Here is a 21,180-nt window from a genome sequence, read left to right as displayed (position 1 = left end):
CTACGCAGGTGACCTGGGTCACGACCAGGGCCTTCAGATGAATTCGCGCCACCGGATGCCCAGCACCCCGACCAGTGGATAGGTTCGCGGATGTGACCTCGACGACTCCGGCCCCTCGCCGATCCCGCCGCGCCCCCGCGGCCAAGAACACCGCACCGGCCGCCGTCCTCGGGCAGCCCCCGATGGGCAGGATCCCGGTGGTGGACGTCTCCCCCGTGGTGGAGGCCGGACGCTGGCCCGCGAAGGCGGCGGTCGGCGAGGCGGTGCCGATCCAGGCCACCGTGTTCCGCGAGGGGCACGACGCCGTGGCCGCCACCGCCGTCCTGGTCGACCCGGACGGCCGTGACCACGCGAAGGCCCTGATGGTCGACATCGCCCCGGGCCTGGACCGCTACGAGGCACGGCTGGTCCCGGACCGGCCGGGTCGCTGGGGATTCCGGGTCGAGGGCTGGTCCGACCCGTACGGCACCTGGTCGCATGGCGCGCCGCTGAAGGTGGAGGCCGGGGTCGACGTCGAGCTGATGCTCGCGGAGGGCGCCCGGCTGCTGGAACGCGCGGCCGAGCCGCTGGTCGGTGCCGCCGCGACCACCCTGACCGATGCCGCGACCGCGCTGCGTGACGGTGCCCGACCGGCCCAGGCCCGCCTCGCTGCCGGGTTGACCGACGCCGTGCGCGCCGTGCTGGCCGAGCACCCGGTGCGCGAGCTGCTCAGCGCCTCGCCGACCTACCCGCTGGTGGTCGACCGCACCCTGGCCCTGTCCGGCGCCTGGTACGAGATCTTCCCGCGCTCGATCGGCGCCCGTTATGACGAGGCCACCGGCGCGTGGAGCTCCGGCACCCTGCGCACCGCCGCGGAGGACCTGCCCCGGATCGCCGACCTCGGCTTCGACGTGGTCTACCTGACCCCGATCCACCCGATCGGCACCACCCACCGCAAGGGCCGCAACAACACCCTCGAGACCCGCCCCGGCGACCCGGGTTCGCCCTACGCCATCGGGTCGCCCGACGGCGGTCACGACGCCATCGACCCCACCCTGGGCACCTTCGAGGACTTCGACGCGTTCGTCGCGCGGGCCAAGGACCTGGGGATGGAGATCGCCCTCGACCTGGCGCTGCAGTGCTCCCCCGACCACCCCTGGGTCACCGAGCACCCGGAGTGGTTCACCACCCGGCTGGACGGCACCATCGCCTACGCCGAGAACCCGCCGAAGAAGTACCAGGACATCTACCCGCTGAACTTCGACAACGACCCGGAGGGCATCTACGCCGCCGTCCGGGCCGTCCTGCAGGTGTGGATCGACCACGGCGTGACCGCCTTCCGGGTGGACAACCCGCACACCAAGCCGCTGAGCTTCTGGGAGCGCCTGCTCGCCGACATCCGGGCCGCCCACCCCGAGGTGGTCTTCCTCTCCGAGGCGTTCACCCGTCCGGCCATGATGCTCAACCTGGCCCGGATCGGCTTCCACCAGTCGTACACCTACTTCACCTGGCGCAACACCAAGGAGGAGCTGGCCGAGTACCTCACCGAGGTCTCCGGCGAGCACGGTTCCTGGATGCGGCCGAGCTTCTGGCCGACCACCCACGACATCCTCACCCCGTTCATGCAGACCGGCGGCGCCGCCGGCTTCGCGATCCGCGCGGTGCTGGCAGCCCTCGGCTCCCCGACCTGGGGGATCTACACCGGCTACGAGCTGGTCGAGGACGTTCCCCGCCCCGGTGTCGAGGAGCAGATCGACAACGAGAAGTACGAGTTCAAGCCGCGGGACTGGTCGCAGGCCGAGCCGATCGGCATCGCCGCCCTGCTGCGCGACCTCAACACGATCCGACGCGCGCACCCGGCCCTGCGCCAGCTGCGCAATCTCACCGTGCACCCGACCAGCGACCCGAACCTGCTGGCCTTCTCCCGACACCTGCCCGCCGACCTGTCCCCCACCGGGCGCGCCGACACCGTGCTGGTGGTGGTCAACCTCGACCCGCACGGCGCGCACGACGGCACCCTGGACCTCGACCTGCACGCACTCGGCATCACCGACGCCGAGTCCCGGTTCGTGGCCCACGACGTGCTCTCCCAGGAGGTCTACGCCTGGGACGCCCACCCCTGGGTCCGGCTCGATCCCTACCAGCGGGTGGCGCACGTCATCCAGGTCGAGCGGGTGTGAGGGTGGCCCCGGCCTCCGACTCGGGCGCGCCGAGCACCCAGGCGATCGCGATCTCCGCGCTGCCGCCCCGCCGCCAGCCCGAGGTGCCGGAACGCACCGAGGTCAGCGGGCTGTCCGACGACCCGGAGTGGTACCGCACCGCGGTGTTCTACGAGGTGATGATCCGGTCGTTCTCCGACTCCTCCGGCGCCGGGTCCGGTGACCTGCGCGGGCTGACCGAGCGCCTGGACTACCTGCACTGGCTGGGCGTCGACTGCCTGTGGCTGCCGCCGTTCTTCCCCTCGCCCCTGCGGGACGGCGGTTACGACGTCGCAGACTTCACCGCCGTGGCCTCGCAGTACGGCAGCATCGAGGACTTCACCGCACTGATCCAGGCGGCGCACGACCGGGGCATCCGGGTGGTGGTCGACCTGGTGATGAACCACACCAGCGACCAGCACCCGTGGTTCCAGGCGTCCCGCTCCGACCCGGACGGCCCCTACGGCGACTTCTACGTCTGGAGCGACGACAACACCCGCTACCCGGACGCCCGGATCATCTTCGTGGACACCGAGTCCTCGAACTGGACCTTCGACCCGGTGCGCCGGCAGTACTTCTGGCACCGGTTCTTCAGCCACCAGCCCGATCTGAACTTCGACAACCCCCGGGTCGCCGAGGCGATGATCGACGTCGCCCGGTTCTGGCTCCGGCTCGGGGTGGACGGCTTCCGCCTGGACGCGGTGCCGTACCTGTTCGAACGGGACGGCACCAACGGGGAGAACCTGCAGGAGACGCACCAGTTCCTGCGCCGGCTGCGGGCGGCGATCGACGAGGAGTTCCCCGGCCGGATCATGCTGGCCGAGGCGAACCAGTGGCCGGAGGACGTGGTCGAGTACTTCGGCACCGAGGCCGAGCCCGAGTGCCACATGTGCTTCCACTTCCCCGTGATGCCGCGGATCTTCTACGCCCTGCGCGACCAGCGGGCCACCGCCATCGTCGACATCCTGGCCGACACCCCCCGGATCCCCGCCGGTGCCCAGTGGAGCACCTTCCTGCGCAACCACGACGAGCTCACCCTGGAGATGGTCTCCACCGAGGAGCGCGCCTCGATGTACGGCTGGTACGCGCCGGACTCCCGGATGCGCGCGAACATCGGCATCCGCCGTCGGCTCGCGCCCCTGCTGGACGACTCGCGCAAGGAGATCGAACTCGCCCACTCGCTGCTGCTCTCCCTGCCCGGCAGCCCCTGCCTGTACTACGGCGACGAGATCGGCATGGGCGACAACATCTGGCTGCCCGACCGGGACGCCGTCCGCACCCCGATGCAGTGGACCCCGGACCGGAACGCCGGGTTCTCCACCGCCGACCCCGGCAAGCTGTACCTGCCGGTGAACCAGTCGTTGGTGCACCACTACAACAACGTGAACGTCGAGGCGCAGCTCGCCCAGAGCACCTCGCTGCTGCACTGGGTGCGCGGCATGCTCGCCGTGCGCCGCCGCTACCCCGCCCTGGGCCGCGGCGACTACCAGGCGGTGGCAGCCGACAACGAGGCAGTGCTCGCCTTCACCCGGGACGACGGTCACCAGCGGCTGTTGGTGGTGGCCAACCTCGCGTCCACCGCCCGGTCGGCGACGATCACCGCCCCCGCCCTGGCCGGCCGCACCCTGCGGGACGTCTTCGGTGGCGGCGACTTCCCCGCGGTGTCCGAGGACGGGACCCTGACCCTGACCCTCGGGTCGCGCGACTTCTACTGGCTGGCGGTGCAGTGATGTCCGACCGACAGGTATCGCACGAGCCGCGCGACGACGCGTTGGCGGCGCTCCTGGGTCCCTGGCTGCCGCACCGCCGGTGGTTCCCGGCCAAGGGGACCGACGCCCGGGTGAGCGCCCTGGGCGGCACCAGCCTGGCGGACCCGCAGGCAGAGGCCGATGTCCGGGTGCTGCTGCTCCGGGTCGAGTCCGGCTCCGGTGAGTCGGTGCTCCAGGTGCCGCTCACCTTGCGCCCGGCGGTGGACAGTCCGGACGCCCCCGACGACCCGGCCCTGCTGGTCGGCACCCTGCCGGACGGCACCCGGGTCCGGGACGGTGCCGGTGACCCCGCGTTCCTGCGCGCCTGGCTGGCCGACGCCGAGTCCGACCCGGATTCCCCGGTGCGCTCCGACCAGCTCGGCGACCCGCGGGTGATCTCCGGTGAGCAGTCGAACACCTCGGTGATCCTGCCCGGGGCCGGCCCCGGCGGACGCACCGCCATGCTCAAGGTGTTCCGCGGCCTGTCCGCGGGCGAGAACCCGGACGTCGACGTCCCGCGCGCCCTGGCCCGGGTCGGGTGGGAGCACGTGCCCCGACCGCTGGCCTGGATGTCGGCCCGGTGGCCGGACCGACAGGGCGTGGTGCACGGCCACCTCGAGGTGCTCAGCGCCTTCGTCCCCGGTGCTCAGGACGGCTTCGAGCTCGCCTGCGAGGTGGCCGGTCGCGGTGAGTCCTTCGCCGACCTGTCCCGGGAACTCGGCGAGGTGATCGCCCAGATGCACGTCGCACTGGCCAAGGCCCTCCCGGTCGACGACGACGACGCCACCCGGGACCCCGATCCGACCGACGCCCCGACGCACTCCCGTGCGCACTCCCCCGCGCACCCCGACCCGAGCGACCCCACCGGCGTCGGCCCCGGGACCACCGTCCGCGACCCCGAGCTGGACGCCGAGGTGCCGGAGCACGGCTCCGCCGCCGAGCACGGGTCACCGGCCGCCCACGACCTGGCCCGGTCCCTGACCGAGCGCTATGCCTGGGCCGCGGGCATCGTCCCCCAGCTCGCCGAATACCGGGAGGCGGTGCACTCGCTCGCCGACCGGGTGCGGATCCTCACCGGGCTGCCCGATCGGCAGCGCGTCCACGGTGACCTGCACCTGGGTCAGGTGCTGCGCGGCGACGACACCTGGTACGTCCTGGACTTCGAGGGCGAACCACTGCGGCCGATGTCCGAGCGCACCCGTCCCGACCAGCCGCTGCGCGACGCCGCCGGGATGCTGCGCTCCTTCGACTACGCCGCCGCCGTCGGCAGCGCACCCGATGCCTGGACCCGGGTCGCCCGGGAGGCGTTCTGGGCCGGCTACACCGCCGAGTCCTCCGTCCTCGACCCGGCGCTCGCCGCCGTGCTGCTGCGCACCCTGGAGCTCGACAAGGCGCTGTACGAGGCGGTCTACGAGGCGCGCAACCGCCCCGACTGGCTGCCGATCCCGCTGCACGGCATCGAGCGCCTGCTCGCCTGACGCACCCGTCCGGCCGCCGCCGGGGCCCTAGTCGCTGCACGAATGCCCCGGTGGTGGTTGGGTAGGTCCATGAGCCGCGGACCGTCGCCCGTCACCGTCGACCCGGACACGCTGCGCGCCGTCGCGGCCGGGACCCACCATGAGCCCCACGCCGTCCTCGGGCCGCACCGCACCCCGAATGGCGTGGTGGTGCGGACCCTGCGCCCGCTCGCCGACGCGGTGGTGATCGTCACCCCGACCGGGCGCACCCCGGCCGAGCACGAGCAGGACGGGATCTGGACCGCCGTGCTGCCGGACAGCGACGTGCCGGACTACCGGATCGAGGTCACCTACGGTGCCGACACCAGCACCGTCGACGACCCGTACCGCTTCCTGCCCACCATCGGCGAGCTCGACCGGCACCTGATCTCCGAGGGTCGGCACGAGCAGCTGTGGCAGGTGCTCGGCGCCAACGTCCAGCACTACCCCGGAGCGCTGGGCCCGGTCGACGGCACCGCCTTCGCGGTCTGGGCACCCAACGCCCGCGCCGTCCGGGTGGTCGGCGACTTCAACCACTGGCAGGGCGCCTCCCACGCCATGCGGTCCCTCGGCAGCTCCGGGGTGTGGGAGCTGTTCGTCCCCGGCGTCGGCGCCGGTGCCCGGTACAAGTTCGAGGTGATCGGCCCGGACGGCCACGCCCGCCAGAAGGCCGACCCGCTCGCCAAGGGCACCGAGGTGCCGCCGTCGACCGCCTCCGTGGTCGTGGAGTCCGAGTACACCTGGTCCGACGACGCATGGCTCGCCCGCCGAGCCGCCACCGACCCGCACGCCGGACCGGTCAGCATCTACGAGGTGCACCTCGGGTCCTGGCGCAAGGGCCTGTCCTACCGCGACCTGGCGACCCAGCTCACCGAGTACGTGGTCGAGATGGGCTTCACGCACGTCGAGTTCCTTCCGGTGGCCGAGCACCCGTTCGGCGGCTCCTGGGGCTACCAGGTCACCTCGTACTACGCGCCGACCTCCCGCTTCGGGCACCCGAACGACTTCCGCCACCTGGTCGACACCCTGCATCAGGCCGGCATCGGGGTGATCATCGACTGGGTCCCAGCGCACTTCCCCAAGGACGAGTGGGCGTTGGCCCGGTTCGACGGCACCCCGCTCTACGAGCACCCCGACCCGATGCGCGGCGAGCAGCTCGACTGGGGCACCTACGTCTTCGACTTCGGTCGCAGCGAGGTGCGGAACTTCCTGGTCGCCAACGCCACCTACTGGCTGGAGGAGTTCCACGCCGACGGTCTGCGCGTCGATGCCGTCGCGTCCATGCTCTACCTCGACTACTCCCGCGAGCCCGGGCAGTGGCGCCCGAACGTGCACGGCGGACGCGAGAACCTGGAGGCGATCGCCTTCCTGCAGGAGGCCAACGCCACCGCCTACCGCCGCACCCCCGGCGTCATGATGATCGCCGAGGAGTCCACCGCCTGGCCCGGCGTCACCGCGCCCACCGACAACGGCGGACTCGGCTTCGGTCTCAAGTGGAACATGGGCTGGATGAACGACACGCTCCGCTACCTGGCGGAGCAGCCGATCAACCGTCGCTACCACCACCACGAAGCCACGTTCTCACTGGTGTACGCCTTCTCCGAGCACTTCGTCCTGCCGCTGTCCCACGACGAGGTCGTGCACGGCAAGGGATCGATCATGCGCAAGATGCCCGGGGACGACTGGCAACAGCGCGCCGGTGTCCGGGCGCTGCTCGGTTACCAGTGGTCCCATCCCGGCAAGCAACTGCTGTTCATGGGCACCGAGTTCGCGCAGGGCACCGAGTGGGCCGAATCCCGCTCCCTCGACTGGTACCTGCTCGACCACCCCGAGCACCGCGGTGTCCAGGCGGTCGTCCGTGACCTGAACGCCCTCTACCGTCGCCATCCCGCGCTCTGGGCACTCGATCACTCACCGCAGGGCTTCGAGTGGATCGATGCCAACGACGCCGACCACAACGTGCTGGCCTATCTCCGGCGCGACGACAAGGGCGACGTGGTGGCCGTGGTGGTCAACTTCTCCGGTGTCCCGCACGAGGGCTACCGGCTCGCGCTCCCCCAGGGCGGCACCTGGACCGAAGCGTTGAACACCGACGCCACCGAGTACGGCGGATCCGGTGTCGGCAATCTCGGCCAGGTCGAGGCCCGCCCCGAGCCGTACCACGGTCGCGCGTTCTCCACTGTGCTGCGCGTGCCGCCGCTCGGCGTCCTCTTCCTCACCCCCGCCTGAACCGGGAGGCTCTGCGCAGCGTCGCCGCCCCGCCTCCGAAGCCGCCCATCCCCGCCGGGGGTGGGCGGCTTCGTGTGGCCCGCGACCGCGGCGGCTCCCCACCGGACCCACGTGACAGCCCGGCGCCCCGGCCCCCGCGGAGGCGGGCGGTGACCGGTGGCCGGTGGCCGTACTTTGCGCCAGAAACCATGCAGCCGCGAGTCAACGGCATCTGCGGGCAGGCCGATCCCCGCAGGACGCACCCGAAGGCCACGGACTCACGCGGCACGACGCGCAGGGGAACAGCCATCGATCGGACGCGGCAGCACACCAGCCGTCACGGCCCACCACCCCTCGGCCCGAAGCTCCGCACGAGACCGAGCCACGCCCGGAGCTCGCGCGCCGCACCCACGGCTCCCCAATGCATGACCCAACGCTGACAAGCCGGTACTTCGATTGACCGACCACGTCCGCCGCACCGCTCGCACCCCGTGGGGCGCAGCCGCCTCGCGCCGCACAGTAAGGCCGAGCGGACAGCCGCGGCCCAGTGCGCCCGGCCAGCCACAACCACAGACCGCCCAGCTACCGCCGGGCGGTGCGCTCTGCCGGGTGCCGGCTCTCGACCCGACAGGTGCCCAGATACGACGAAAGGCCATCCCCTGATGGGGATGGCCTTTCGTGGAAAGATGTCCGGCGGCGTCCTACTCTCCCACACCCTGGCGAGTGCAGTACCATCGGCGCTGAGGGGCTTAGCTTCCGGGTTCGGAATGGGACCGGGCGTTTCCCCCTCGCTATGACCGCCGTAACTCTATCGAACTATCAAACACCTCTCCTGCAACCCGGTCGGGTCAGGGGTGTTCGCGGTTCGGGAACCGCACAGTGGACGCGTAGCAATGATGTTGTGGTGAAGTTGTCGGCTTATTAGTACCGGTCAGCTGCGGCAGTCGTTAGTCCTGCCTTCCACATCCGGCCTATCTACCCAGTGGTCTAGCTGGGAGCCTCTCACCCACAAGGGGCATGGAAACCTCATCTTGAAGCAGGCTTCCCGCTTAGATGCTTTCAGCGGTTATCCCTTCCGAACGTAGCTAACCAGCCGTGCTCCTGGCGGAACAACTGGCACACCAGAGGTTCGTCCGTCCCGGTCCTCTCGTACTAGGGACAGCCCTTCTCAAGTTTCCTGCGCGCGCAGCGGATAGGGACCGAACTGTCTCACGACGTTCTAAACCCAGCTCGCGTACCGCTTTAATGGGCGAACAGCCCAACCCTTGGGACCTACTCCAGCCCCAGGATGCGACGAGCCGACATCGAGGTGCCAAACCATGCCGTCGATATGGACTCTTGGGCAAGATCAGCCTGTTATCCCCGGGGTACCTTTTATCCGTTGAGCGACGGCGCTTCCACAAGCCACCGCCGGATCACTAGTTCCGACTTTCGTCCCTGCTCGACCTGTCAGTCTCACAGTCAAGCTCCCTTGTGCACTTGCACTCGCCACCTGATTGCCAACCAGGCTGAGGGAACCTTTGAGCGCCTCCGTTACATTTTAGGAGGCAACCGCCCCAGTTAAACTACCCACCAGGCACTGTCCCTGATCCGGATTACGGACCGAGGTTAGATATCCAGAGCGACCAGAGTGGTATTTCAACGTTGACTCCACGAACACTGGCGTGCCCGCTTCACAGTCTCCCACCTATCCTACACAAGCCGCACCGAACACCAATACCAAGCTATAGTAAAGGTCCCGGGGTCTTTCCGTCCTGCTGCGCGTAACGAGCATCTTTACTCGTAGTGCAATTTCGCCGAGTTCGCGGTTGAGACAGCGGGGAAGTCGTTACGCCATTCGTGCAGGTCGGAACTTACCCGACAAGGAATTTCGCTACCTTAGGATGGTTATAGTTACCACCGCCGTTTACTGGGGCTTAAATTCTGAGCTTCGCCTTACGGCTAACCCGTCCTCTTAACCTTCCAGCACCGGGCAGGCGTCAGTCCGTATACATCGTCTTGCGACTTCGCACGGACCTGTGTTTTTAGTAAACAGTCGCTTCCCCCTGGTCTCTGCGGCCCTCCACGCTCCCCAAGCAAGTCGGTTCACGCTTCAGGCCCCCCTTCTCCCGAAGTTACGGGGGCATTTTGCCGAGTTCCTTAACCACGATTCACTCGATCGCCTTAGTATTCTCTACCTGACCACCTGAGTCGGTTTAGGGTACGGGCGGCTAGAACCTCGCGTCGAAGCTTTTCTCGGCAGCATAGGATCACCCTCTTCCAGCATACGCTGTCACCATCAGTTCTCAGGCTATGTGAGTGGCGGATTTGCCTACCACTCGCCCTACGACCTTGGACGTGGACAACCATCGCCACGCTGGGCTACCTTCCTGCGTCACTCCTGTTAATACGCTTACCTACTACCGGATCGGGTCACGCGCTCCCCCACACGGTGACCACCGAAGTGGTCGATGTGCGGGCTCGGGCGTTTAGCATCACCGGGCTCGGTATGGGCGGTTCTTCGCCGGTACGGGAATATCAACCCGTTGTCCATCGACTACGCCTGTCGGCCTCGCCTTAGGTCCCGACTTACCCAGGGCGGATTAGCCTGGCCCTGGAACCCTTGGTCATTCGGCGGACGGGTTTCTCACCCGTCATTCGCTACTCATGCCTGCATTCTCACTCGTGTAGCGTCCACCACTGGGTTACCCCGCAGCTTCACCCGCCACACGACGCTCCCCTACCCATCCACACGCCTGGACCACGAAGGCCTAGCAGTATGTGTGAATGCCACAGCTTCGGCGGTGTACTTGAGCCCCGCTACATTGTCGGCGCGGAATCACTTGACCAGTGAGCTATTACGCACTCTTTCAAGGGTGGCTGCTTCTAAGCCAACCTCCTGGTTGTCTGTGCAACTCCACATCCTTTCCCACTTAGCACACGCTTAGGGGCCTTAGCTGGTGGTCTGGGCTGTTTCCCTCTCGACTACGGAGCTTATCCCCCGCAGTCTCACTCCCGCGCTCTCACTTACCGGCATTCGGAGTTTGGCTAACGTCAGTAACCTGGTAGGGCCCATCGGCTATCCAGTAGCTCTACCTCCGGCAAGAAACACGCGAGGCTGCACCTAAATGCATTTCGGGGAGAACCAGCTATCACGAAGTTTGATTGGCCTTTCACCCCTAACCACAGGTCATCCCCTCGGTTTTCAACCCAAGTGGGTTCGGTCCTCCACGCGGTCTTACCCGCGCTTCAACCTGCCCATGGCTAGATCACTTCGCTTCGGGTCTAGAGCACGCGACTATGATCGCCCTATTCGGACTCGCTTTCGCTACGGCTTCCCCACACGGGTTAACCTCGCCACGTACCACTAACTCGCAGGCTCATTCTTCAAAAGGCACGCTGTCACCCCTGCTAAGGAGGCTCCAACGGATTGTAGGCACACGGTTTCAGGTACTATTTCACTCCCCTCCCGGGGTACTTTTCACCTTTCCCTCACGGTACTTGTCCGCTATCGGTCACTAGGTAGTATTTAGGCTTAGCAAGTGGTCTTGCCAGATTCACACGGGATTTCTCGGGCCCCGTGCTACTTGGGATCCCCTTCAGGAGGCCATGCCATTTCGTCTACGGGGGTACCACCCTCTGTGCCGGGCCTTTCAATGCCCTTCGACTATGACACGACTTTGTAACTCCTTGGTTGCTCGGCAGAACAACCCGAAAGGTCCCACAACCCCGCATACGCAACGCCTGCCGGCTATCACACGCATACGGTTTGGCCTCATCCGCTTTCGCTCGCCACTACTCACGGAATATCTCTTCCTGCCGGTACTGAGATGTTTCACTTCCCGGCGTTCCCTCCACACACCCTATATATTCAGGTGCAGGTCACACGACATGACTCGTGCGGGGTTTCCCCATTCGGAAATCCTCGGATCACGGTTCGTTTGCCAACTCCCCGAGGCTTATCGCAGGCTACAACGTCCTTCTTCGGCTCCTAGTGCCAAGGCATTCACCCTGTGCCCTTAAAAACTTGACCACAAAGACATACAAAGATGCTCGCGTCCACTGTGCAGTTCTCAAACAACGAACGATCCCCAGATACAACCCGCACCTACCCACACCAACAGTGTGAACGGTTTGACACGGTCAACCAGGCCCGTACTGAAGTCACCACCCTCGCGGGCTGTTCCCTCAGGACCCAACAGTGCGCCCAAGGCCACCACCCCATCACCAGCCTCGTTCCACACCCCCACAGGAGTTGTACTAGACGCCAGCCACGAAACAGTGACCGCAGTTGATGTTCCACCCATGAGCACCACCCCAGACACGTACGGCCTGGGCATGGCCCCTGAACACCCACCTTCGCGGGTGCCAGATGCTCCTTAGAAAGGAGGTGATCCAGCCGCACCTTCCGGTACGGCTACCTTGTTACGACTTAGTCCCAATCGCCAGTCCCACCTTCGACGGCTCCCCCCACAAGGGTTGGGCCACCGGCTTCGGGTGTTACCGACTTTCGTGACTTGACGGGCGGTGTGTACAAGGCCCGGGAACGTATTCACCGCAGCGTTGCTGATCTGCGATTACTAGCGACTCCGACTTCATGGGGTCGAGTTGCAGACCCCAATCCGAACTGAGACCGGCTTTTTGGGATTCGCTCCACCTCGCGGTATCGCAGCCCTTTGTACCGGCCATTGTAGCATGCGTGAAGCCCAAGACATAAGGGGCATGATGATTTGACGTCATCCCCACCTTCCTCCGAGTTGACCCCGGCAGTCTCCTATGAGTCCCCGGCATAACCCGCTGGCAACATAGGACGAGGGTTGCGCTCGTTGCGGGACTTAACCCAACATCTCACGACACGAGCTGACGACAACCATGCACCACCTGTACACCGACCTTGCGGGGCAACCATCTCTGGAAGTTTCCGGTGTATGTCAAGCCTTGGTAAGGTTCTTCGCGTTGCATCGAATTAATCCGCATGCTCCGCCGCTTGTGCGGGCCCCCGTCAATTTCTTTGAGTTTTAGCCTTGCGGCCGTACTCCCCAGGCGGGGCACTTAATGCGTTTGCTGCGGCACGGAACTCGTGGAATGAGCCCCACACCTAGTGCCCAACGTTTACGGCATGGACTACCAGGGTATCTAATCCTGTTCGCTCCCCATGCTTTCGCTCCTCAGCGTCAGTTGCGGCCCAGAGACCTGCCTTCGCCATCGGTGTTCCTCCTGATATCTGCGCATTCCACCGCTACACCAGGAATTCCAGTCTCCCCTACCGCACTCTAGTCTGCCCGTACCCGATGCAAGCTCAAGGTTGAGCCTTGAGTTTTCACACCAGACGCGACAAACCGCCTACGAGCTCTTTACGCCCAATAATTCCGGACAACGCTTGCGCCCTACGTATTACCGCGGCTGCTGGCACGTAGTTAGCCGGCGCTTCTTCTGCAGGTACCGTCACTTTCGCTTCTTCCCTGCTGAAAGAGGTTTACAACCCGAAGGCCGTCATCCCTCACGCGGCGTCGCTGCATCAGGCTTGCGCCCATTGTGCAATATTCCCCACTGCTGCCTCCCGTAGGAGTCTGGGCCGTGTCTCAGTCCCAGTGTGGCCGGTCGCCCTCTCAGGCCGGCTACCCGTCGTCGCCTTGGTAGGCCATTACCCCACCAACAAGCTGATAGGCCGCGAGTCCATCTCTGACCGATAAATCTTTCCAGACACTTCGGATGCCCGAGCGTCTCGTATCCAGTATTAGACCCCGTTTCCAAGGCTTATCCCAGAGTCAGAGGCAGGTTACTCACGTGTTACTCACCCGTTCGCCACTGATCCACCCAGCAAGCTGGGCTTCACCGTTCGACTTGCATGTGTTAAGCACGCCGCCAGCGTTCGTCCTGAGCCAGAATCAAACTCTCCGTGAATGTCTCATTGGCACCCACCACCCGAAGGCAGCGAGCAACCGACACACAAAGCGGCACCACACACGCTGACGAATGTGGCACCAATCAGATTCGGCTGTATAACACAACCCGGACGGGGTCCGGATCATGCATATCAACCAAAAGTTTCGACCACCCTTCACCCACCACCATGCTGGTAGTAGACTCCAAGCAAGCCGAGCCATTTGGCATCAACTACTTAGGCACACTGTTGAGTTCTCAAAGAACAGACGCGCATCCCTCACCGCTCTTGCGAGCGCCTGACCGGAGGCAACCGTTCAAACTTAGCGGACCCGCCCCAGCCGGTCAAGTCCGTGTGGACCGTTCCGAACCAGCGGAATCCATCCCGGCACGACCCTGACCGGCAGCCGAAGCTCCCGAGGACTTACCGAGGGGGTGGCCACCCGCGGGGACCAGCCACCGATCTGACTCGGTGTCCGTTCCTCCCTGCCGGGCGACGTCGAGAACATTACGCAGCGCCCGGACGGAGAGTCAACCTGGTCCGGGGTGACGGCGACCACACAGCCGCAGGTCAGCGTCCGGATACGACGACGCCCCTGCTGGTTCCGCGCGGAACCAGCAGGGGCGTGCAGGGCGGCTCAGTACAGTGCGCTCGCGAGGGCGCGTCGCGCGTCCTGCACCCGCGGGTCGTCGGCGCCGACCACCTCGAACAGGTCGACCAACCGGGTGCGCAGTCGCTCCCGGTCGGGGCCGAAGGTGGTGCGGATCGTGTCGATCAGGCGCGCGAAGGCGTCCTCGATCTGACCGCCGAGCACGTCCACGTCTGCCACGGCGAGCTGCGCGTCGATGTCGGTCGGGGCGTCGGCGGCCGCCTTGCGCACGGCGGCGAGGTCGACACCACGGGTCCTGGTGAGCAGACCGACCTGCGCCAGTCCCGCCCGTGCCAGGTCGTCCTTGGGGTTCTCTCGCAGGGCCTGCTCGTAGGCGGCGGTCGCGGCCGGGAAGTCGTCGGCCTCGATGGCGTCGTACGCCGCCTGGTGCAGCGGGGGCAGCGGCGGCTCCTCCGGTTCGGGCGCGGTGGCCGGGGCACCCTCGCCGCCCGGCGCGGAACCGGTGATGCCGTTGGCCTCCGCGGCTTGGAGCACCTGGTCCAGCACGTCCTTGATCTGGGCCGCGTCGGGTGCGCCCTGGAACAGCGGCAGCGGCTGCCCCGCGAGCACCGCGACCACGGTGGGCACCGACTGGCTCTGGAAGGCCGCTGCCACCTGCGGGTTGGCGTCGGCGTCGATCCGCGCGAGCTGCAGACGGCCGCCGTACTCCCCGATCAGTGTGCCGAGGGTCGTGGCCAGGGCCGTGCTGGCCTCGCTCCAGGACGCCCACAACAGCACGATCACCGGGTGACCGGTGGACGACTGGACCAGCGCGGGGAAGCCCTCGGTGTCGACGTCCACCACCCACGGGCCGGGTGCCGGAAGGCCACCGGGGCTGCCGGGTGCCGGGGTGGCCGGACGGGCCAGGCTCGACAGGTCGACCGCACCCCGCATGTTGAACCGGGGGTCCCCGGCCGGGTTCTGGCTCATGCTGCTCTCGCTCCTGCTCTGCTGTGGAAGGTCACTCGCCGGTGACGGCGGTCCGGGCGTGCTCGGCTGCCAGCACCTGCACACCGGTGTCGCTGCCCGCCGGCGGCACGTAGAAGGCGACGACATCGGTCCAGGTGCGGACCAGGTTCTGGCTCACGCTGTCCTTGCCGGCCAACGCCGCGTCCAGCGGGTCGTTCAGGGTGATGCTGCCCTGGCTGAGGGTCGCGGTGGTCACGGTGGTCATCTGACCGACCACGATCGCTCCCCCGTCGACGGTGCCCAACGCGGTCACCGCACCGGCCTCCGGTGAGACGGTCTCGCTCACCGTCGCCACCGCCTGCAGGCTCTGGACCGTCTGCGCCCGCGCGGACTCGATCGCGGTGCGGAAGAAGCTGGTGCCGAAGGTGGCGGCATACGGCGAGGCGTCACCGTTGGTGAGCACATCCGCGAACTGACCGACCACGTCCTGCGGGGTGACCAGCAGCGAGGCGTCGTCCGGTGTCGGCATCGGGCTGCCGGTCTCGGGTTCGGCGGTGGCGGGCATCTGGACACCCTCACCGAGCCGCGCCCATCCCCACAGGTGGTAGTCGTCGCGCGGGGACTCCTGGATCAGCACCAGCAGCAGCGGTGCCTGGAGGTCGGCCGGCTGTTCGGTGACGACCATCTGGGTGCGCGGCCACGAGGTGGTGTCCGGCGTGATCGTGGTCTGCGCGTTCGTCGGGATGGTGATCGGCGGGCGCTGTCCGTCGGTGGCCTTGGCGCGGGTGTACTCGGCGGCGCGGATGGCGAGGGCCGGACCGCTGAGGCGCGCGCTCAGCCCGCTCGGGTCGAGCGCCGTGTCACCGGCGGCCAGCACCTCGCCCACCTGCGCCAGGATGTCGGCGGACTGGGTCTGGTCGAGGACCGGGGGTGCCTGGGCGGGCACGGCCTCGGGCTGCGGCTCGGGCACCGGGTTGGCGCACCCGGCCAGCGCGATCACGGCGGCGAGTGCGAGAGCGACGGCTCCGTGGCGACGGCGGGCGCTCATCGGTCCTCCTCCCGGTCGGTGGTGTCGGCTTCGGGCTGTGCGGCTCCGGAACCGTCGGGCTCGGCATCCGCCGGGAAGCCCCACATCCGACGCCAGGAGTCCGCGCGCTGGGTGGTCGACATGCTGTCGTCGTCCTCGTCGACGCCCGGGACCGCGGGGACGTCGTCGTCGGAGGAGTGCGGGGCGTCGGGGTCGCGCTCGCTGCCGGTCGGGCCGGTCGACCCCGCCGGGGCGGCCGCTTGCTGCTCGCGCTGACGACGCCACGGCAGGCGGTCGGCGAAGCCACGTCGGCCGGATTCGGCGTCGGTGCGTCCCTCGGTGGGTCCGTCGGTGGGCGAGGGCGATCCCTCGGTCGGTGCGTTCCCCGACGCGGCGGGCGTCGACACGTCCGGAGTCGTCGTGACGCCCGCACCGGCGGCTGGGTGATGCTGCGCGCCGGAGGGTTGATGCGCGGCGGGCGCGGGGCTCGCCGTGGCGGGGGATGCCGGTCCGGCGGTGTCCGGGGTCGGCGTCGTCCCGGTGGTGGCGGGATTCGTCGACGGCGGAGCCGGGTGTCGTCCGTCGGCGGCGGGGCGGTCGGTCGTCGCGGACGACGGGGCGGCCGTGGGCGCAGTCGACGGGGCGACCGTCGGCGGCGTCGGCGTCCAGGCAGTGGCGCCGGTGGTGGGCGAGGACGGCTCCTGCGGAGCCGAGCCGGAGGCCGGGCGATCGCGGTCCGAGACCACCGGAACGTCCGCGGTCTGCTCGGCGCGGTTCGCGCGGCGACGGCCGAAGAGGGTCCGTCGGGGCTTGTCCTCGGTGCCCTGGTGGCTGTCCGAGGGGGTCGCGGTGGTCGGCTCCCCTGCCGTCGAAGGAACCGGGGTCTGCGGGGACGGAGTGGCCGTGGTCGGCTCCCCCGCCGTCGAGGAATCCGGCGTCCGCGAGGACGGGGTCGCCGCGGACGGCGAGGCGGGGTCCGAGGGGGAGCCGGTGGTCGAAGCTGGCGTCTCCGGGGTGCGACTGCCGTCCGCCGTCTCGCTCGGGGCGACGGGAGCGGGAGCGGGGACGGTCGGGATCGTTCCGGTGACCAGAGGCACGGCGCCGGTGGCACCGCGCCGACCACGCCGGGCCGCGGCAGCCGCGGCCTCGGCCTCCCGGATCTGGCGGCGGGTGAGCGGCAGTCCCGTGGTCGGGTCGATCAGCGGGATGGTGCCGGTCGTCGGGGGGCCGGTCACGGCCAGCGGAGTGCCGTCGGCGGTCTGCGGCGTCACCACCGCGATCATGCCGGTGCTGACGTCGTGCCAGTCGGCACCGGTCCGCGAGCGCCGGATCCTGATCGCCAGGATCGCCGCGATCGCCAGCAGCAGCACACCGGCGGCGACGCCCGGCCACAGCCACGGCGTGGTCACCTCCTGCGGCCAGGACAGTTCGAGCGTCGGCGCGGTGTCGCCAAGGCTGACCGCGAGCAGGGACCAGCGACCGTCCGGCGGTGCCGTCCACTCCAGGGTCGCCGAGCCGTCGCCGGTCACCTCGGTCACCCACATGTCGGAACCGGTCGGGTCGGCCGCGGCGGTCGTCTGCGGGTCGGCGCCGTCGGCCGAGGCGGACGGCGAGGGCTGTGCCGCGGGCTCGCTGGCCTCGGCGGCTGCCGGAGACCCGCTGGGGTCGGCGGTGGCCGAGGGGTTCGGGGCGGCGTCGGCGTCGGCGTCCTGCAGCGCCAGGTCGTGCCAGTCGGCGAGCCCGGTGACCAGCTGGTGCGGGTCGTCGCCGACCCACCCGGCCACGTCGGTGTCGCGGCCGACCGCCAGGACGACCGGCGAACCGGACGCACGGACGGTGACCGTCACCGGCTCACCGGCGACCTCCAGCACCCCGGGCTCGGTGACCAGGATCGGGGTGTCGGCGGTGGCGGTGGCGATCAGAGGGTCGTCCGCGCGCCACGCGGTCGCCGAGGCGATACCGAGAGCCGCGGCGGCCAGGCCCAGCAGCCCGAGCAGGGCCGCGATGAGTCGCTGAAGCACGCATCTTCCTTCCTGACGTGACGCCACAGGATAGGCAGCTGAGCAGCATCCGGACACTTCGGGTGCTCACCACGGCACCCGGGGTGACGCGGGCCCCCTGCCAGCCGACCGCTCCCGCCCGATACCCTGGCTGGCGGACGTCGGCCGTGGCCGCAGCCGCGCGTCCCTCCCGATCGTCGGGAGCCATCGCTGCCATGCCCCCAGGAGGATCTTCCGTGCCAGAGGACCGCATGCTGTTCCCGGTCGTCAACTTCCGTGGTTACGACCGCGAGCAGGTCGACACCCGGATGAACGAGCTGGAACGCGCACTCGGCGAGGCCCGCTCGCAGGTGTCATCGCTGGACGAGCGGGTGCTGCAGATCTCCGGGGAGCTCTCCGAGGCGCACCGTCAGCTGCGCGAGGCCGAGCGGCCGACGTACTCGGGTCTGGGATCGCGGATCGAGATGCTGCTGCGGTCGGCGGAGGAGCAGTCGTCGGACGTCGTGCAGCAGGCCAACGCGCAGGCCTCCGACGCGCTGGCCCGCGCTCGGCTCGCCGCCGGTCAGCTCCGGGCCCGCGCGGAGAACGAGGTCGCCGAGCTGATCGCCACCGCTAAGCGTGAGGCCACCGAGGAGCGCACCACCGCGCACGCCGAGGCGGAAAGCGTCCTGACCGCGGCCCAGCGACGGGCCGAGGAGATGGTGGGTTCCGCCGAGCGCGAGGCGGCCCGGATCCAGACCGCGCAGGCCACCGAGGCGAGCGAGCGCCGCGCCAGCCTGGAACGCGAGCTGGGCACCCTGCGGGCGACCGTGGAGCGCGAGACCACCGAACTGCGGATCAGCACCGAGCAGGCGGCCGAGCAGCTGCGGACCACCACCGAGGCGGAGACCTCCGCACTGCGTGCCGAGGCGGAGCACTACGCCCAGGACCTGCGCCAGCGCGCCGACGCCGACACCTCCGCGCAGCGGCAGCTCGCCGAGGCCGAGACCTCCGCCCAGCGTCAGCAGGCTGAGACGGACACCGCCGAACTGCGTCGACGGACCGAGGCCGAGACCACCGAGCTGCGCCGACAGACCGCGGCCGAGATCGCCGAGCTGCGCACCGAGACCGAGCGCTGGGCCGCCGAGCAGCGGTCGTCGGCCGCAGCCGAGGCAGCCGAACTGCGCCGCACCACGGGCGAGGAGGTGAACCGGGTCCGCGCCGAGGCAGCCGCCTACGCCGACCAGGTGCGCTCCGCCGCCGAGCGGTCCGCCACCGAGCTGCAGCAGAAGGTCGCCGCCGAGACCAGCGCGGTCCGGGCCGAGGCCGACCAGTACTCCGGGTTCGTGCGGGCCACCGCCGACCGGGAGACCGCCGAGTTGCGGGCACAGGTCGCCGAGGAGATCGCCGCCACCCGTCAGCAGGCCGAACAGGAGCTCGCCGCGGTGCGTACCGAGGCCGAGCAGTACGTCGCCGAGCTGCGCGCCTCCGTGGAGCGGGAGACCACGGAACTGCGCGACCGGGTGACGCACGAGACCACCACCCAGCGCGCGGAGGCGGAGCAGTACGCGGCCGACCTCCGGGCCACCGCCGAGCGGGAGACCAGCGAGCTGCGGGACGCCGCCCAGCGGGAGACGGACGAGCTGCGGGAGAACACCCAGCGCGAGACCACCGAGCTGCGGGAGAACACCGAGCGCGCCGCCGCGGAGCTGCGCGCCACCACCCAGCGTGAGACCGACGAACTGCGCGAGCAGACCCGGTTGCAGGTCGAGCGCCAGCTGACCGAGGCGGCGCGCCAGGCCGAGGAGCTGACCACGGCGGCCCGGACCGAGGCCGAGGCGATGCAGCAGCAGGCCCGACAGGCGCTCGCCGACGCGGAGCTGACGATCGCCACCCAGCGCGAGGAGGCCGAGCGCGCGGACGCCGAGCGGCACGCCGTCGCTCGCGCCGAGACCGAGAAGCTGGTCTCCGACGCCGAGGCGCACGCCGCCGCCGCCGAGCAGCGGGTGGCGAAGGCGCTGGAGCAGGCCGAGAAGGTGCGGCTCGACTCGCAGAACCAGGCCAAGGAGCTGCTGTCGAACGCCCGGCAGAACGCCGACCGGGTGGTCGCCGAGGCCCGTGAGCACGCCGAGAAGACGCTGTCCGAGTCGATGAGTGAGGCCGAGCGGGAGCGGACCACCGCTCAGCGGCAGGTCGAGGACCTCAACCGCCAGCGCGAGTCGATCACCACGTACCTGGACGAGCTGCGGAACCTGCTCGGCTCGGACCCGGTGCCGAACCGGCAGACCCTGGAGCGGGCGGACAAGGCGCAGGCCAAGTTCGAGCGCGAGGCGACGCCTGCCGCGGGCAAGTCCGGGCGCACCCCGGCGAAGGCGAAGGCGCGACCGGCACCGGTCTCGGCCGCCGGGCCGAAGAAGGCTGCGGGCGGTGCCGCGACGGAGGTGGAGTCGACGACCGACGGCGCTTCGGGCACCCCGGACACCGGGTCGACCGGTGCGGACGCAGGGACCACGGCGGCACCGACCGGGAACGACTCCGGCACCGGAAGCACCCCGGCCGACGTCGAGGCGACCACTGCTGCCGATGCAGCCGGGAGCGACGCCGGCACCGGAACCGGCTCGGCCGACGGTGACACGAGCGCCGAGGCGACTCCGGCCGAGCAGCGCGCCGACGGCGAGGTCGAGCAGAAGTGACCGGGCCCGCGGCCGCCGACTGGCGGGATCAGCGCCGGGAGGCGGCCGCGGCGCACGAGGCGGCGTTGGTCGCCCGGCAACGCGCCGAGTCGGACCGCGCCCGGGCGCTGATCCACGAGTTCCTGGTGACGGCCCGCGAGCGGGGCGTGGCACCGGAGCCGCTGCGCGCGCAGGGGTACGGCGGACGCGGCTCGTTCCGCACCGGGTTGGCGGGCTGGTACCTGCGGCGTGACCGCACGGTCGCCGTGGGCACGGACGGCGAGTTCTACGTGCTCACCGTGCCGGGGTCGCTGACAGCCCGGTGGCGCGGGGTGAGCGTGACGCCGCAGGACCCGCCGCTCGTCATCGGCGCCGGGGGCAAGGACGGCGAGTCCTTGGACCTGCCGCTGGCACTGGCTCGGGTGCTGGGCGAGGGCTGACGCCCAGACGAC

At 69.0% G+C, this 21,180-nt stretch carries 9 protein-coding genes and 3 rRNA genes; 6 read left to right on the top strand and 6 right to left on the bottom strand.

Going from position 1 to position 21,180, the window contains the following annotated elements:
* Positions 1-182 precede the first annotated feature (182 nt).
* The 4 genes from HGK68_RS04350 to glgB all read left to right on the top strand — a co-directional run bounded on the left by HGK68_RS04350 (position 183) and on the right by glgB (position 7,650).
* On the top strand, positions 183-2,159 hold the full coding sequence (locus HGK68_RS04350; protein WP_169166943.1) for an alpha-1,4-glucan--maltose-1-phosphate maltosyltransferase: 1,977 nt from the start codon (positions 183-185) through the stop codon (positions 2,157-2,159).
* 2 nt (positions 2,160-2,161) lie between these two features.
* Positions 2,162-3,907, top strand: a complete 1,746-nt coding sequence (gene treS / locus HGK68_RS04345; protein WP_169164852.1) for a maltose alpha-D-glucosyltransferase — start codon at positions 2,162-2,164, stop codon at positions 3,905-3,907.
* Positions 3,907-5,403: a maltokinase N-terminal cap-like domain-containing protein gene (locus HGK68_RS16215; RefSeq protein WP_281358411.1), complete on the top strand. Its 1,497-nt coding sequence runs from the start codon at positions 3,907-3,909 to the stop codon at positions 5,401-5,403. Before treS ends, HGK68_RS16215 begins: the two co-directional genes overlap by 1 nt.
* A gap of 69 nt (positions 5,404-5,472) precedes the next feature.
* Positions 5,473-7,650: a 1,4-alpha-glucan branching protein GlgB gene (gene glgB / locus HGK68_RS04335; RefSeq protein WP_169164851.1), complete on the top strand. Its 2,178-nt coding sequence runs from the start codon at positions 5,473-5,475 to the stop codon at positions 7,648-7,650.
* Positions 7,651-8,317: 667 nt separating this feature from the next.
* Here glgB and rrf read toward each other — a convergent pair.
* The 6 genes from rrf to HGK68_RS04305 form a co-directional block, all read right to left on the bottom strand.
* Positions 8,318-8,434 (bottom strand): 5S ribosomal RNA (rrf, locus tag HGK68_RS04330).
* Positions 8,435-8,530: 96 nt separating this feature from the next.
* Positions 8,531-11,641, bottom strand: a 23S ribosomal RNA gene (locus HGK68_RS04325).
* A 350-nt stretch (positions 11,642-11,991) separates the two neighbouring features.
* A 16S ribosomal RNA gene (locus HGK68_RS04320) occupies positions 11,992-13,512 on the bottom strand.
* Together the 16S, 23S and 5S rRNA genes form the textbook arrangement of a ribosomal RNA operon.
* A 617-nt stretch (positions 13,513-14,129) precedes the next feature.
* The gene (locus HGK68_RS04315) at positions 14,130-15,071 is read right to left on the bottom strand and encodes a tetratricopeptide repeat protein (protein WP_169164850.1); all 942 of its coding nucleotides are present in this window, start codon (positions 15,069-15,071) and stop codon (positions 14,130-14,132) included.
* A 31-nt stretch (positions 15,072-15,102) separates the two neighbouring features.
* Positions 15,103-16,098 carry a DUF8094 domain-containing protein gene (locus tag HGK68_RS04310; RefSeq protein WP_169164849.1) on the bottom strand — a complete coding sequence of 332 codons (996 nt, stop codon included), beginning with the start codon at positions 16,096-16,098 and terminating at the stop codon, positions 15,103-15,105.
* The gene (locus tag HGK68_RS04305; protein ID WP_169164848.1) at positions 16,095-18,098 is read right to left on the bottom strand and encodes a hypothetical protein; all 2,004 of its coding nucleotides are present in this window, start codon (positions 18,096-18,098) and stop codon (positions 16,095-16,097) included. The genes HGK68_RS04310 and HGK68_RS04305 overlap by 4 nt, the downstream gene beginning before the upstream one ends.
* Positions 18,099-18,313: 215 nt before the next feature.
* On the opposite strand from HGK68_RS04305, the gene HGK68_RS04300 reads away from it, so the two are divergent.
* Both HGK68_RS04300 and HGK68_RS04295 read left to right on the top strand, forming a co-directional pair.
* Positions 18,314-20,749, top strand: a complete 2,436-nt coding sequence (locus tag HGK68_RS04300) for an apolipoprotein A-IV repeat region-like domain-containing protein (protein WP_169164847.1) — start codon at positions 18,314-18,316, stop codon at positions 20,747-20,749.
* A complete protein-coding gene (locus HGK68_RS04295; protein ID WP_169164846.1) occupies positions 20,746-21,168 on the top strand; it encodes a hypothetical protein in 423 nt (140 codons plus the stop codon). Before HGK68_RS04300 ends, HGK68_RS04295 begins: the two co-directional genes overlap by 4 nt.
* Positions 21,169-21,180: the final 12 nt, after the last annotated feature.

Origin of the sequence: Cellulomonas taurus (genome assembly GCF_012931845.1) — a bacterium.
GTDB classification, from domain to species: Bacteria; Actinomycetota; Actinomycetes; order Actinomycetales; family Cellulomonadaceae; genus Cellulomonas; species Cellulomonas taurus.
Note: the sequence above shows the minus strand (reverse complement) of the source record. Positions and strands in the feature narration are given on the sequence as shown.

What these genes read in the sequence shown, in the direction of transcription:
- glgB (WP_169164851.1), top strand. Translation starts at nt 5,473, where the DNA reads ATGAGCCGCGGACCGTCGCCCGTCACCGTCGACCCGGACACGCTGCGC.
- HGK68_RS04310 (WP_169164849.1), bottom strand. Translation starts at nt 16,098, where the DNA reads ATGAGCGCCCGCCGTCGCCACGGAGCCGTCGCTCTCGCACTCGCCGCC.
- HGK68_RS04350 (WP_169166943.1), top strand. Translation starts at nt 183, where the DNA reads ATGGGCAGGATCCCGGTGGTGGACGTCTCCCCCGTGGTGGAGGCCGGA.
- HGK68_RS16215 (WP_281358411.1), top strand. Translation starts at nt 3,907, where the DNA reads ATGTCCGACCGACAGGTATCGCACGAGCCGCGCGACGACGCGTTGGCG.
- HGK68_RS04315 (WP_169164850.1), bottom strand. Translation starts at nt 15,071, where the DNA reads ATGAGCCAGAACCCGGCCGGGGACCCCCGGTTCAACATGCGGGGTGCG.